Here is a 15,281-nt window from a genome sequence, read left to right as displayed (position 1 = left end):
TACAACAGTGAAGTTTGTGCATTTACAATGTCAAACCGTTTTTAGTTTATTAAAAAGTGCTTGTAAAATTGATGAGCTTGTAGTGAGGGCGAAAGAACTCGGTTTTTCATCGCTGGCTATTACGGATGAAAATGTTATGTATGGCGTTATTCCGTTTTATAAAGCATGTAAGAAACATGGTATACAGCCTGTTATTGGATTAACCGCTTCTATTTTTAGTGAAGAAGAAGAAAGGTCTTATCCGCTTGTATTACTTGCTGAGAATGAAATAGGCTACCAAAATTTATTAAAGATTTCTAGCAGTATTATGACAAAGTCCAAAGAAGGTATTCCTAAGAAGTGGCTTGCGCATTATGCGAAAGGATTAATTGCAATTTCACCAGGTAAAGATGGCGAAATTGAGCAATTATTACTAGAAGACAATGAGAGTCAGGCTGAAGAAGTAGCTCGCACATATCAAAATATGTTTGGCCATTTTTATATGAGTTTGCAGCATCATGCGATTCAAGATGAGTTGCTTTTACAAGAGAAACTACCTGAATTTATTAGTAGGGTTAATATTCCAGTCGTTGCAACAAACGATGTGCGCTATATCAATCAAAGTGACGCGCTTGTTCACGAATGTTTACTATCTGTTGAAAGTGGAACGAAAATGACTGATCCAGATAGGCCGAGGCTGAAAACAGATCAGTATTATTTAAAGTCATCGGATGAAATGGAAGCACTATTTTCCCATGCGCCGGAAGCAATCCAAAATACAATGAAAATTGCAGAGCGTTGCCAAGTAGAAATACCGTTCCATGTAAATCAACTTCCGAAGTTTCCTGTTCCGTTTAATGAAACGAGTGATATATACTTGCGTCGTGTTTGTGAAGAAGGTTTGCGGAAACGATATGGTGAACCGAAAGAAGTGCATATAAAGCGTTTGGATCATGAATTAAATGTTATTTCTCGTATGGGATTTAGTGATTATTTCCTCATCGTATGGGATTTTATGAAGTATGCACATGAAAATCATATTCTAACAGGACCAGGTCGTGGATCGGCAGCTGGTTCACTCGTTTCATACGTATTAGAAATTACAGATATTGATCCAATTGAATACGATCTATTATTTGAAAGGTTTTTAAATCCTGAACGTGTGACACTTCCCGATATTGATATTGATTTTCCAGACGTAAGACGTGATGAGATGATTCGCTATGTGAAAGATAAATACGGTCAGCTCCGTGTTGCGCAAATTGTAACGTTTGGTACGCTTGCAGCAAAAGCGGCAATTAGAGACATTGCCCGCGTAATGGGGCTTCCGCCGCGAGATATTGATATATTTTCAAAACTTATCCCATCAAAGCTTGGTATAACGTTAAAAGATGCATATGAAGAATCACAATCACTTCGCGAGTTTATACAAGGGAATCTTCTGCATGAGCGTGTATTTGAAATCGCAAAACGTGTAGAAGGTTTACCACGTCATACGTCTATTCATGCGGCTGGTGTTATTATGAGTCAAGAACCGCTAACAGGAAGTGTAGCAATTCAAGAAGGACATAACGATGTTTATGTTACGCAATATCCAGCCGATGCGCTAGAAGAACTTGGGTTGCTTAAGATGGACTTTTTAGGATTACGTAATTTAACGTTACTTGAAAATATTATAAAATTTATCGCGAACAAAACAGGGAAAGAAATCGATATAAGAAACTTACCTCTTCAAGATGAAAAGACGTTCCGATTATTAGGGAGAGGGGATACAACAGGTGTATTCCAGCTTGAGTCGGGTGGTATGCGAAATGTACTTCGCGGGTTAAAGCCGAATGAGTTTGAAGATATCGTAGCTGTTAACTCATTATACAGACCAGGACCGATGGAACAGATACCGACTTTTATTGAATCGAAACATGGAAAAAGAAAAATTGAATATTTACATCCGGATTTAAAGCCAATTTTAGAAAGAACATACGGCGTCATTGTATACCAAGAACAAATTATGCAAATTGCATCGAAGTTAGCAGGGTTTTCGCTCGGAGAAGCAGATTTACTGCGCCGTGCGGTGAGTAAAAAAAATCGTGATATTTTAGATCAGGAACGTAAGCATTTCGTCCAAGGATGTTTGCGAAATGGATACGATGAGACATCCGCAGAGAAAATTTATGATTTAATTGTCAGATTTGCGAATTACGGTTTTAACCGAAGTCACGCTGTAGCTTACAGTATGATCGGATATCAGCTTGCCTATTTGAAAGCGAACTATACGCTGGAATTTATGACGGCATTATTATCAAGCGCAATTGGAAATGAAGATAAGATTGTACAGTATATACGAGAAACGAAGCGGAAAGGTTTTCACGTTTTGCCACCGTCTCTTCAGAGAAGTGGTTACAACTTCCAAATAGAAGGGAATGCGATACGTTACAGTTTACTTTCGATCCGAAATATTGGAATGGCTACAGTGACGGCATTATTAGAAGAACGAGAGAAAAAAATGTTTGAAGATTTATTTGAATTTTGTCTCCGTATGCCGTCAAAGTTCATAACGGAGCGTAATTTAGAAGCTTTCGTCTGGTCGGGATGTTTTGACGATTTTGGTGTTTCGAGAACGAATTTATGGAAAAGTATTAAAGGGGCGTTAGAGTACGCGAATCTCGCACGTGATTTAGGAGATGCTGTTCCAAAATCAAAATATGTACAAGGAGAAGAGTTATCTTTTATTGAACAACTAAATAAAGAGAAGGAAGCGCTTGGCTTTTATTTATCAAGTTATCCGACAGCGCAGTATGTGAAGTTAGCAAAAGAATTAGAAATTCCATCTCTCGCTCAGGCGATGCGAAACAAGAAAAAAGTACAAAGAGCGATTGTGTATATAACAAGTGTGAGAGTGATTCGTACGAAAAAGTTTCAAAAGATGGCATTTATTACATTCTGTGATCAAAATGATGAAATGGAAGCGGTCCTCTTCCCGGAAACGTATATACATTTCTCGGATAAGTTGCAAGAAGGAGCAATTGTTTTAGTTGACGGTACGATTGAGCTAAGAAATCATAAGCTGCAATGGATTGTAAATGGACTATATCCGCTAGAGGAAATGGATGTTTATGAAGAAAAGAAAGACGCATCTGTTTACGTGAAATTGCCATCTCAGTATGAGAAAAAGCTTTTAAATCAGGTTACGAAAATATTGTTCGACTATTCAGGTTTTGCGAAAGTACTAATTTATTATGAAAAGGAACATAAAATGGTACAATTATCTCGGAGTTTATCGATTCATCCAAGTGAAGAATGTTTAGGAGCACTTCGTGAAATTGTAGGGGAAGAAAATGTAGTTGTGAAAATATAATGGACAATTTCCCTACACTTCGATTATTATAGTAGTAGTGTTCGTGGTCAGACCACTTGGAGAAATTGATATCAGCAAGAATAATTTGAGGAGAGTGGATAGTTTGTCAACACTTCGTGAAGAAGCACTTCACATGCATAAAGTGCATCAAGGAAAATTAGAAACTGTATCAAAAGTAAAAGTAGAAAATGCAAAAGATTTAAGTCTTGCATATTCTCCAGGGGTTGCAGAACCTTGTAAAGAAATTTATGACGATAAAAGTAAGGTATATGAATATACGATGAAGGGAAATATGGTAGCAGTTGTGACAGATGGAACAGCTGTACTTGGTCTTGGTAACATTGGACCTGAAGCATCTCTTCCAGTAATGGAAGGTAAAGCTGTATTATTCAAGAGCTTTGCTGGTGTAGATGCATTCCCAATTGCCTTAAATACAAACGATGTAGATAAAATTGTTGAAACTGTAAAATTAATGGAGCCAACTTTTGGCGGCGTTAACTTAGAAGATATCGCAGCACCAAACTGCTTCATTATTGAAGAGCGTTTGAAAAAAGAAACAAATATTCCTATCTTCCATGATGATCAACACGGAACAGCTATCGTAACAGTAGCAGGTCTTGTAAATGCACTGAAATTAGTTGGAAAGAAAATGTCTGACATTAAAGTTGTCGCAAATGGCGCAGGTGCAGCAGGTATTGCAATTATTAAACTTTTATATCGCTATGGTGTACGCGACATTATTATGTGTGACCGTAAAGGCGCAATCTATGATGGTCGTCCTACAGGTATGAATCCGGTGAAGGATGAAGTTGCAAAATATACAAATAAGAATCGTATAGAAGGTTCTTTAGCTGATGTTGTACAAGGTGCGGACGTATTCATTGGTGTATCTGCAGAAGGTGCATTAACAGAAGAGATGGTTCGTACAATGAATGACGATGCGATTATTTTTGCAATGGCGAATCCAGTTCCAGAAATTATGCCAGAATTGGCAAAAGCAGCGGGCGCAGCTGTTGTTGGAACAGGTCGTTCTGACTTCCCGAACCAAGTAAATAATGTATTGGCGTTCCCTGGTATTTTCCGCGGTGCACTTGACGTACATGCGACACAAATTAACGAAGAAATGAAGATGGCAGCTGTACAGGCTATTGCTGAGCTTGTAGCAGAAGATGAGTTAAATGCAGACTATATCATTCCGGCACCATTTGACGCGCGTGTAGCGCCTCAAGTAGCGGCTTACGTTGCAAAAGCAGCAATGGAGACAGGAGTAGCTCGCCGTCAAGTAGATCCAAATGAGATCGCTGAAAAAACAAAACAATTAGCGCTGATTGGTAAAGAATAAGCGAGGAATTTCCATTGACATCATCAAATACAAAAGTATATCTCGAAATTGTAAAAAAAATCCGTTCCATTATGGAAGAGGATGGATTGGTGGCGGGGGATCGTTTGCCGTCTGAGCGTGAGTTAAGTTCACGCTTAAACGTAGGACGTTCCTCTGTAAGAGAAGCATTGCGTGCTTTAGAACTGGTAGGATTGATTGAAACGAGACGTGGTGAAGGGACGTTTATTCGAAACTTTTATGATAACGGTCTTGTACAATTAATTGCTCCGTTCTTATTGCAAGATGAGAAAACAATTCGTGATTTATTACAAACGAAACGATTACTTGAGAAAGATATGATTCGAATTGTATGTAATTTACCGAAAGAAACGTTTTCTAAAGTACTAAGTAGATTACACCAAGTACTTGAAGGAAATGAAAGCTCAGTCCCAACGCTTCATCAAACGTTCTTTAAAACACTTATTGAACAAGTCGATAATTATTTACTATATCGCATTTGGATGATCGTAAATGATTACGTAGCAACTCTTTCTTGTAAAGTTTCAAGAGATTCTATCGATATGTATAGAAAGCTTTATGCTACTTTGGAAGAAAAACAAGAAAATGATGCACTAAAAATTTACGATGAATTAGTAGAGAATATACAGTTTCACTCGTAATGTATAAAATTTGTCGAAATGACCATGACACGTTATGACAAACATTCTACCGCTTAGCGGTTAAAGTTAAACGTAAAGAGTGAGGTTATTAGACAGATTGAGAAGATAAGGCTAACATCAAACTTTGGTGTTAGCCCCATTTTCTTCTTACGCTAACCTTAGCTCTCAACGAAGGGGGTCAAATTGTGCTAAGAGATTTATTCGTGAAAAAGAAAAAGTACGCTGCAATACCTTCAGAACAAGTACGAAAAGATGTGCCAGATGGCGTTATGACAAAATGTCCGGAATGTAAAAAAATCATGTATACGAAAGAACTTCTAAAAAATTTAAAAGTATGTGTGAATTGTGGATATCATCATCCTATGAATGCATGGGAACGTCTTAATAGTATATTGGACGAAGGGTCATTCCGTGAGTATGACAAAGAAATGGTTTCATTAAATCCACTCGAGTTTCCAGGTTATGAAGAGAAACTAGAGAGCGATCGTAAGAAGACTGAATTGAACGAAGCGGTTGTAACTGGTGAAGGAACAATTGATGACATGCTTGTTGTTGTTGCAGTAATGGATTCTCGTTTTCGAATGGGGAGCATGGGCTCTGTAGTAGGAGAAAAAATCGCCCGTGCGGTTGAAAAGGCGTACGACTTACAAGTTCCATTTATTATCTTTACTGCTTCGGGTGGTGCCCGTATGCAAGAAGGGATATTAAGTTTAATGCAAATGGCAAAAACAAGCGTAGCTTTGAAAAAGCATAGTAATGCAGGAGGATTATTTATTTCTGTTATGACTCACCCAACGACGGGCGGGGTTTCAGCGAGTTTCGCTTCACTTGGTGATTATAATCTTGCAGAACCAGGTGCACTTATCGGATTTGCTGGTAGACGTGTAATTGAACAAACGGTGCGTGAGAAACTACCGGAAGATTTCCAAACGGCAGAATTCTTACTAGATCATGGTCAATTAGATGCGGTGGTGCATCGAGATGATATGAGAGAATCGCTTCGCAAGATTTTAGAAGTTCATCAAGGAGGGGAAATGGCTGTATGGCAGAGCTAGAATTTGAAAAACCAGTTGTTGAGCTAAGAAATAAGATTCGTGAACTGAAAGACTATACGAAAAACAGCCAGATGGACTTCAGTGAGGAGATTCGTATTTTGGAAGAAAAGCTAGAAAATTTAGAGGAAGATATATACGGCAATCTAAAAGTATGGGACCGTGTTCAAATTGCTCGTCATGCAGAACGACCGACAACGCTCGATTATATTGAGCACTTATTTACTGATTTTTTCGAATGTCATGGAGATCGTCTATTTGGCGATGATGCAGCGATTGTCGGCGGCATTGCGAAATATAAAGGGATGCCTGTAACTGTAATTGGGCATCAGCGCGGAAAAGATACGAAAGAAAATATTCGCCGTAACTTTGGAATGCCTCATCCAGAAGGATATCGAAAAGCACTGCGTCTCATGAAACAAGCGGAAAAGTTTAATCGTCCTATTATTTGTTTCATCGATACGAAGGGAGCTTATCCTGGTAAAGCAGCTGAAGAACGTGGACAAAGTGAAGCTATTGCCCGCAACCTATTTGAGATGGCAGGTTTAACGGTACCAGTCATTTGTATCGTTATCGGTGAAGGCGGTAGTGGTGGTGCGCTAGGCCTTGGAGTAGGAGATTACATTCATATGCTAGAAAATTCCACTTATTCTGTTATTACACCGGAGGGTGCGGCGGCAATTCTTTGGAAAGATGCAGGAAAAGCAAAGGAAGCTGCAGAGGCAATGAAAATTACAGCAGCAGATTTGAAAGAATTAGGTGTAATTGACGAAATTATTCCAGAAGCAAGAGGCGGAGCTCACCGTAATATTTTGAAACAGTCAGAAAATATAGACTTAATGATTCGAAAAACTTTTGAACAATTAAACGGAATTTCGAAAGATGAATTAATCGAAAAACGTTATGAAAAATATATGAAAATTGGGCAAGTTTCGTTTTCAAACGCTTCCATTTGGATAAAATAAGAAAAGCGTGCGTTCCACTTCGCGAATGCACGTTTTTATTATGAAAAGACACATCTTCTCCATTGTATTTTTATATTTTTTCGTGTTATTTTATTATAAGGCAAATAATCTTTATGAGGTGAGTACAAATGAAACGTATTGGTGTATTAACAAGTGGTGGAGATTCACCTGGTATGAATGCTGCCATTCGTGCAGTTGTTCGTAAAGCGATTTTCCATGATATTGAAGTATATGGTATTTACCATGGATACGCTGGATTAATTTCTGGTCACATTGAAAAATTAGAACTTGGTTCTGTTGGCGATATTATCCACCGCGGTGGTACGAAATTATATACAGCAAGATGTCCTGAGTTTAAAGATCCAGAAGTACGACTAAAAGGTATCGAGCAATTAAAGAAACACGGTATCGAAGGACTTGTTGTTATTGGTGGAGATGGTTCTTACCAAGGAGCTAAAAAATTAACTGAACAAGGATTCCCATGTGTTGGTGTACCAGGTACAATCGACAATGATATCCCTGGAACAGACTTCACAATTGGTTTCGATACAGCTTTAAACACTGTTATTGATGCAATTGATAAAATTCGTGACACAGCTACATCTCATGAACGTACATATGTTATCGAAGTAATGGGACGTCACGCTGGTGATATCGCATTATGGGCTGGTTTAGCTGATGGTGCGGAAACAATCTTAATTCCAGAAGAAGAGTATGACATGGATGATGTTATCGCTCGTCTGAAGCGTGGTAGCGAACGTGGTAAAAAACACAGTATTATCGTTGTAGCTGAAGGTGTTGGAAGTGCAATTGACATCGGTAAGCACATTGAAGAAGCAACAAACTTTGATACTCGTGTAACTGTATTAGGTCACGTACAACGTGGTGGATCACCAAGTGCACAAGACCGTGTATTAGCAAGTCGTCTTGGCGCAAGAGCAGTCGAATTGTTAATTGCTGGTAAAGGTGGACGTTGTGTAGGTATTCAAGATAACAAACTTGTTGATCATGATATTATCGAAGCGTTAGCTCAAAAGCATACAATCGATAAAGACATGTATCAATTATCTAAAGAATTATCCATCTAATCGGCGTAATGTCAGATATTTGGGAACGGTTTCATAATTTTCGGAGGTGCAATATGCGTAAAACTAAAATTGTATGTACTATAGGTCCTGCTAGTGAAAGTATTGAAAAATTAGAGCAATTAATCGAAGCGGGTATGAACGTTGCTCGTTTAAACTTCTCTCATGGTAGCCATGAAGAGCACGGAGCTCGTATTAAAAACATTCGTGAAGCTTCAAAGAAAACTGGTAAAACAGTTGGTATCTTACTTGATACAAAAGGTCCAGAAATCCGTACTCACGACTTCGTAGACGGACAAGCTGAGCTTGTAACAGGTGCAGAAGTAGTTCTTTCTACTGAGCAAGTATTAGGTACTGCAGAGAAGTTCTCTGTATCTTATGCTGGTCTTTATGACGATGTAGACCCAGGTTCTCGTATTCTAATCGATGACGGTCTTATTGAACTAGAAGTAATCGAAAAAGCTGACGGAAACATCCGTACAAAAGTTCTTAACAGCGGAACTGTAAAAAATAAAAAAGGTGTTAACGTACCAAACGTAAGCATTAAGCTTCCTGGTATCACTGAAAAAGACGTAAAAGATATCATCTTTGGTATCGAGCAAAAAGTTGATTTCATTGCAGCTTCATTCGTACGTAAAGCGTCTGACGTATTAGAAATCCGTGAATTATTAGAAGAGCATAACGCTCAATACATCCAAATCGTACCAAAAATCGAAAACCAAGAAGGTATCGACAACATCGATTCAATCTTAGAAGTTTCTGACGGTTTAATGGTAGCTCGTGGTGACATGGGTGTAGAAATTCCACCAGAAGAAGTACCGTTAGTACAAAAACGTCTAATTAAAAAATGTAACGTGTTAGGTAAACCAGTTATTACTGCAACACAAATGTTAGATTCTATGCAACGTAACCCACGTCCAACTCGTGCGGAAGCAAGTGACGTAGCTAACGCAATCTTCGATGGTACAGATGCAATCATGCTTTCAGGTGAAACAGCTGCTGGACAATACCCAGTAGAAGCGGTAACAATGATGGCTAACATTGCGGTACGTGTTGAAAAATCATTACAATATGAAGATATGTTCAAAAAACGTATTAAAGAGTTCACTCCAACAATTACAGATGCAATTAGCCAATCTGTTGCGCATACAGCACTTGCTCTTGATGTAGCTGCAATCGTAGCTCCAACAGAAAGTGGATATACTGCGAAAATGATCTCTAAATACCGTCCAAAATCTCCAATCGTAGCTGTAACATCTGACGAGCAAGTAGGACGTCGTCTTGCACTTGTTTGGGGTGTACAAGCATTTATGGCTGAGAAGCGTGCAGCTTCAACTGACGAAATGTTAGATACAGCAATTCAAACAGGTATGGATGCAGGTCTAATCGGACTTGGAGATACTGTAGTGATTACTGCTGGTGTTCCAGTTGCTGAAACTGGTACAACAAACTTAATGAAAATCCACGTTGTTGGTGAAGAAATTGCTAAAGGACAAGGAATCGGTCGTAAAGCTGCAAAAGGTAAAGTAGTTGTAGCAAAAACAGCTGCTGAAGCTGTAGCGAACGTAAACGAAGGTGATATCCTTGTTACAACAAGCACTGATAAAGATATGATTCCTGCAATCGAAAAAGCTGCGGCTTTAGTTGTAGAAGAAGGTGGCTTAACAAGCCATGCAGCTGTTGTAGGCGTATCAATCGGTATTCCTGTTATCGTTGGTGTAAACGGCGTAACAGCAACTTTAAAAAATGGCCAAGAAGTAACAGTTGATGCAGCACGCGGAATTGTTTATAATGGACATGCGGAAGTGCTATAAGTAATACGGAGAGAAGGATCGGAGTCCTTCTCTTTTTTTTACACAAAAACGAGATAGAATTAGCTTAAAGCGCCTAGAATTGCTTTTAAAAGCTGTTTGTTATGGGTTTTAATATGAAAGGATATCTATATTTCATATGATGTATATAGGCGTTGTGAGGGTGTTAAAAGTGAGATGTGAGAGAGGTGTAGAACTATGAAGTGGTTGCTATTCTTGTTTATTTTAATACCAGCGATTGAGATTACGGTCTTAATTGGATCGAGTCATGTAATAGGTTTATGGTCTACGTTCGCTATGATTGTATTTACAGGTGTTGTAGGTGTGTATTTGGCGAAAAGACAAGGGTTTAAAGTGCTTGGAGAGATTCAATCTAAGTTGAATAGAGGGGAAATGCCAGGTGAGGCGGTACTAGATGGTATTTTTGTATTTGTAGGAGGTATTCTCTTGGTGCTTCCTGGGTATGTGACAGATGTGCTAGGGTTTATCTGCGTGATCCCTATTACGAGAGCTTTATTGAAGCCGCTTGTTATGAAGTGGATGGAATGGAAATTTAGAAAGAACTCTACTATTATTATTCAGAAATAGCACTTAGATTGTAGAAATCTAAGTGCTATTTTTTGTCTTGTAAGAGGAGAGGAACTTTCTGATTGAAGCTTTGTTTTACCACGCTATTTGTGGGGTGGAATTTCTATCTCGAAATTGGGCTGCTCGTAAGTGTCTGATGTGGGGCGAATGATGAGCAGGGATGAACAAAACGTTCGCTTATTATATGTGCTATATAATTTTCGTTTGAACTCTTGTGTGTACTTCGATTAAACTTGTGATTTTTTAGTGCTATTAATTTAGATGAATAAGATGGAGGGAAACGCTGCTAAATTAAAGTTTTGCTTTCTTATATAAAGGAACGATTGGTGTAAAAAATTCATATAAAAGGCGGAGATTGTTAGTTGAAGTCTTGTTTTATGCTATTTTGTATATTTATTCATTTACATAAAAAGTAATAAATGTAAATGATAATTATGAAATAAATAGAATAAATATGTAAAAACGCCACGAAATATGCGTTTTTCATGCAAAAAAACAAGAGAATTATCTTTTTTGAGTGCAATTCTCTTGTTTTATGTAATGAGTATGAAAAATAAGTACAAGGAATAATCAGTGGGAAATTCCCACTGATTACATGTAAGTTTTTTGTTGTGTATGAATTAGAAACTATTATTTTGAAGGTGAACCTTTAATATATTTCCACAAGTCATGGAAGACATTAGCTTTGTGTAATGTATTAAGTAGTACTAAGGTGACTGGGCCGATGATTAATCCTAAAAAGCCAAAAAGTTTAAAGCCGACAAATAGAGCGACGAGTGTTGCTAATGGATCGAGACCGATGTTAGATGAAAGTACTTTCGGCTCCATAATTTGTCTTTGGACAATCACGACGATGTATAAAATGAGAAGACCAATGGCGAATGCGGTATCGCCAGTGAAAAATACGTATATAACCCATGGAACGAAGACTGCGCCTGTTCCTAAGTATGGTAGTAAATCTACAACTCCTGTAATAATCGCAATAGTAATGGCGTATGGTACGCGTAATATTAAAAGTCCGATTAGTACAATGACGGTTGTCATAGATACGAGTGTAAGTTGTGCTTTCACAAAACCAAACAAAGCTTTTCTTAAGTCGACAAAAATAGTTTTTCCATAGCCATGTACACGATTCGGTAGCAATTTTCTCGCTTTCTGAGCAAGACGGTGCCAATCGTAACTAATGAAGAAAGTGGCTAATAAAATGAATACAAGGACAGTTAAAGTTGTTGGCAGTGCACTAATGAAATTCGTTAACCCGCTTATAATGGCGGTTAAAAGTTCTTTCATTTGTGTTGTTGCTTCTGTTCCTAAGTTTTGAATGTTTTGTGTAATTGTATAGCGCTGTGGTTCTCCAAGATGATTAAATTTAGAGATTAAATCATCGTAGAGAGGCATAATATGATTAAGTGCAAATTGCTGAGCGAATGTAACGATATCTGGAAACTTTACTGTAACAAGTTGTAGTAAGTATGTTGTGGCAGATATTGCTTCAGTCACAAGATATGTAACAAGTCCAACGATAGCTCCAAATACGAGAATTAAGCTAACGAGTACTGCTAGTGCGCGAGGAAATTGTAGTTTTTGATTAAGGAAATTGACGACAGGATTAATCAAATAAGCAAATGCAAAAGCGATAATAAAAGGATAGATAAGCCCTGACATGTATAGTAATACATAGAACCCAGCTACCGTTGCTACAATGACAAATATGAGTCGCAATATCATATATAGTAAGTTTCGGTTCAAAGATGTATACCTCCCATTCCAATTTGGATTATCCTAATTCGTTCAACTTATAACGAGTGTGCCCCACTGATTAAAGTTGCACTTTATCCCGCTATTTGCGGGCAAGTAAATCTCCTACCCGAAGTGCGGCTGGATCAAAGGAGTTAGCTGGAGATAAACTGCCCGTAAAAGCCCGATTGGTTCAACTAATAATCAGTGGAAAATGCCCCACTGATTAAAGTTTCACTTTATGTTATAGTGGAATGATGGATTTTTCCTGCTTTTTCAGTATGTGAGTGACTGTGAAAGCTTGGTGTTGATGCTTCTACTATATGGTAAAAACTTCATTTTCTCTTCTTTTTATTTTACCTGTTTCTAATTAGAAAAGAAAGAAGAGACGCCCGTTTTTTAAAATGTATACATGCTTAAATTTTGATGGTGAAAGTCTCAGTTTGTCATTTTAAAATACATAAAAAATGAAGTGATTCATGTTGAATAGGCATCGATATAGCATGTATAACGATAGGTTTAAAGGTATTTTTGTTTGGAAATGAGTTCATTATTTTCAGAAAGGAAGTGCAAACATGATTAGTCAGTCAACGTTATTTTTATTCATACTACTTATTATAGGACTTATTGCTAAAAACCAATCGCTTACTGTAGCTATTGGTGTGTTATTTTTATTGAAGTTTACGTTTTTAGGAGATAAGGTCTTTCCTTATTTACAAACGAAAGGAATTAACCTAGGTGTAACGGTCATTACAATAGCGGTGCTCGTACCGATTGCGACAGGGGAAATAGGTTTTAAACAACTTGGAGAAGCGGCGAAATCTTATTATGCGTGGATTGCTTTAGCTTCAGGTGTAGCGGTCGCTTTGTTAGCGAAAGGCGGCGTACAATTGTTGACGACGGATCCTCACATTACAACTGCGCTTGTTTTTGGGACAATTATAGCGGTTGCGCTATTTAATGGGGTTGCTGTTGGTCCGTTAATTGGGGCTGGAATTGCCTATGCGGTTATGAGTATTATACAAATGTTTAAATAAGGAATTTTATAGTAATATAAAATTTTTGAATTCTTTCTGTTCACAAAAGTCAGATAATTGTTTATAATAGGATTAGAAACTTTGAAAAGTTACATAACAGCAGAGACTTTACACCAGATAAAATAAAAACAACATAAAACAATTTTATAATGATATTGTTTTATGTTGTTTTTATCATAAAACTCTTCGGAATGTATTTTCCTCACTAACTTGTTGTTTTGAGCGTGAGGATTCGGGGAGACATTCACGCTCATGCTTTCCATGTAAACAATGGACAATAAGAGGGGAACATCGCAACAAATTTGCATGATCGTGCATTTTGCTTGCCTAAAGAGTGAACGGGCGTTCATAATTCAAAAGGGGAGCAAATAGATATAAGGAGCAAGGTTGGGAGAATTTTCAGGAAAAGGAGAGAATGTCATGACTGTTATTCGAGGTTTAGAAGGGGTAGTAGCAACAACATCATCTGTGAGCTCTATTATTGATGATACATTAACTTATGTTGGGTATAATATTGATGATTTAGCTGAGAATGCTACGTTTGAAGAAGTAGTGTACTTATTATGGCACCGCAAGCTTCCTAATGAAAAAGAACTAGCGGAATTTAATGAAATTGTATCAGAATACTATAAAGTTCCAGGTGAGATTTTAACATATTTGAAACAAGTAGATTTAAAAATTGCACATCCGATGTCTGTTTTACGAACTGCAATTTCCATGCTATCATTATACGATGAGAGCGCTGAAATTATGGATGAAAAGTCCAATTATTTGAAAGCGGTTAAATTACAGGCGCAAGTCGGAACTTTAGTTGCTGCTTACGCGAGAATCCGTAAAGGTTTAGATATTGTTGAGCCAAGAAAGGATTTATCATTAGCTGCAAACTTCTTGTACATGTTAAATGATCGCGAGCCAAATGAAGTTGAAATTGAAGCTTTTGATAAGGCGCTTGTACTTCATGCAGATCATGAGTTAAACGCTTCTACATTTACTGCACGTGTTTGCGTAGCTACACTTTCAGATGTATATTCTGGTATTACAGCAGCAATCGGTGCATTAAAAGGTCCTCTTCACGGTGGGGCAAATGAAAATGTAATGAAGATGTTAACTGAGATTGGTGAAGAAGAAAATGTAGAGTCATATATTCATAATGCTCTTCAAAATAAAGTGAAAATCATGGGCTTTGGCCACCGTGTGTATGAGCAGGGTGATCCACGTGCAAAACACTTACGTGAAATGTCTAAGAGATTATGCGTGCTTTTAGGAGAAGAGAAATGGTATAATATGTCTATCAAAATTGAAGACATTGTAACAAAAGAAAAAGGTCTTCCACCAAATGTTGATTTCTATTCAGCTTCTGTATACCATTGTTTAGGAATTGACCATGACTTATTTACACCTATTTTTGCAATTAGCCGTATGTCAGGCTGGTTAGCTCATATTCTAGAACAATATGAAAACAACCGTTTAATTCGTCCGCGTGCTGATTATAATGGACCAACGCATCAAGTGTATGTTCCAATTGCACAACGATAAGCGAATAACACTATTTTGATAGTGAAAATACGCTTTCAAAAGTCTGATTTTTTCGGAAAGATGTAATGATTAGAATATTTTAATTTGACTAACGGTTTGAACTGAGGGGTTATTCCCTCAGTTTCATACATATGA

At 37.6% G+C, this 15,281-nt stretch carries 11 protein-coding genes; 10 read left to right on the top strand and 1 reads right to left on the bottom strand.

The genetic code is table 11. From position 1 onward, the window contains the following. Nucleotides 1–7: 7 nt before the first annotated feature. The 8 genes from dnaE to MKY38_RS28365 all read left to right on the top strand — a co-directional run bounded on the left by dnaE (nt 8) and on the right by MKY38_RS28365 (nt 10,836). Nucleotides 8–3,334, top strand: coding sequence for a DNA polymerase III subunit alpha (gene dnaE / locus MKY38_RS28400; RefSeq protein WP_065222743.1), 3,327 nt, complete (start codon nt 8–10; stop codon nt 3,332–3,334). Nucleotides 3,335–3,467: 133 nt separating this feature from the next. Further along, entirely contained in the window at nt 3,468–4,676 is a 1,209-nt protein-coding gene (locus MKY38_RS28395; RefSeq protein ID WP_161508111.1) for an NAD(P)-dependent malic enzyme, read from the top strand. Between the two features lie 14 nt (nt 4,677–4,690). Next, nucleotides 4,691–5,335, top strand: a complete 645-nt coding sequence (locus MKY38_RS28390; RefSeq protein ID WP_000204448.1) for a FadR/GntR family transcriptional regulator — start codon at nt 4,691–4,693, stop codon at nt 5,333–5,335. Between the two features lie 185 nt (nt 5,336–5,520). Further along, nucleotides 5,521–6,390, top strand: a complete 870-nt coding sequence (gene accD, locus MKY38_RS28385; protein ID WP_000942859.1) for an acetyl-CoA carboxylase, carboxyltransferase subunit beta — start codon at nt 5,521–5,523, stop codon at nt 6,388–6,390. Next, on the top strand, nt 6,378–7,352 hold the full coding sequence (gene accA, locus MKY38_RS28380; protein WP_000818804.1) for an acetyl-CoA carboxylase carboxyl transferase subunit alpha: 975 nt from the start codon (nt 6,378–6,380) through the stop codon (nt 7,350–7,352). Before accD ends, accA begins: the two co-directional genes overlap by 13 nt. A 128-nt stretch (nt 7,353–7,480) precedes the next feature. Beyond that, nucleotides 7,481–8,440 carry a 6-phosphofructokinase gene (gene pfkA, locus MKY38_RS28375; RefSeq protein ID WP_000821157.1) on the top strand — a complete coding sequence of 320 codons (960 nt, stop codon included), beginning with the start codon at nt 7,481–7,483 and terminating at the stop codon, nt 8,438–8,440. A gap of 53 nt (nt 8,441–8,493) precedes the next feature. Next, nucleotides 8,494–10,251: a pyruvate kinase gene (pyk, locus tag MKY38_RS28370; RefSeq protein ID WP_001232673.1), complete on the top strand. Its 1,758-nt coding sequence runs from the start codon at nt 8,494–8,496 to the stop codon at nt 10,249–10,251. Nucleotides 10,252–10,446: 195 nt separating this feature from the next. Next, nucleotides 10,447–10,836 (top strand): FxsA family protein, encoded by a 390-nt coding sequence (locus MKY38_RS28365; protein WP_000871631.1) that lies wholly within the window; start codon nt 10,447–10,449, stop codon nt 10,834–10,836. A 630-nt stretch (nt 10,837–11,466) separates the two neighbouring features. On the opposite strand, the gene ytvI is transcribed toward MKY38_RS28365, so the two are convergent. Next, nucleotides 11,467–12,585: a sporulation integral membrane protein YtvI gene (ytvI, locus tag MKY38_RS28360; RefSeq protein ID WP_001081388.1), complete on the bottom strand. Its 1,119-nt coding sequence runs from the start codon at nt 12,583–12,585 to the stop codon at nt 11,467–11,469. A gap of 563 nt (nt 12,586–13,148) precedes the next feature. On the opposite strand from ytvI, the gene MKY38_RS28355 reads away from it, so the two are divergent. Together MKY38_RS28355 and citZ are read left to right on the top strand one after the other, a co-directional pair. Next, complete coding sequence (locus MKY38_RS28355; protein WP_000625507.1) at nt 13,149–13,610, top strand: DUF441 domain-containing protein; 462 nt, start codon at nt 13,149–13,151, stop codon at nt 13,608–13,610. 387 nt (nt 13,611–13,997) lie between these two features. After that, complete coding sequence (gene citZ, locus MKY38_RS28350) at nt 13,998–15,146, top strand: citrate synthase (protein WP_000503652.1); 1,149 nt, start codon at nt 13,998–14,000, stop codon at nt 15,144–15,146. Nucleotides 15,147–15,281: the final 135 nt, after the last annotated feature.

Source organism: Bacillus sp. FSL R5-0585 (assembly GCF_038004545.1).
Lineage (GTDB): Bacteria > Bacillota > Bacilli > Bacillales > Bacillaceae_G > Bacillus_A > Bacillus_A cereus.
This window is presented reverse-complemented; position numbering and strand designations above follow the sequence as displayed.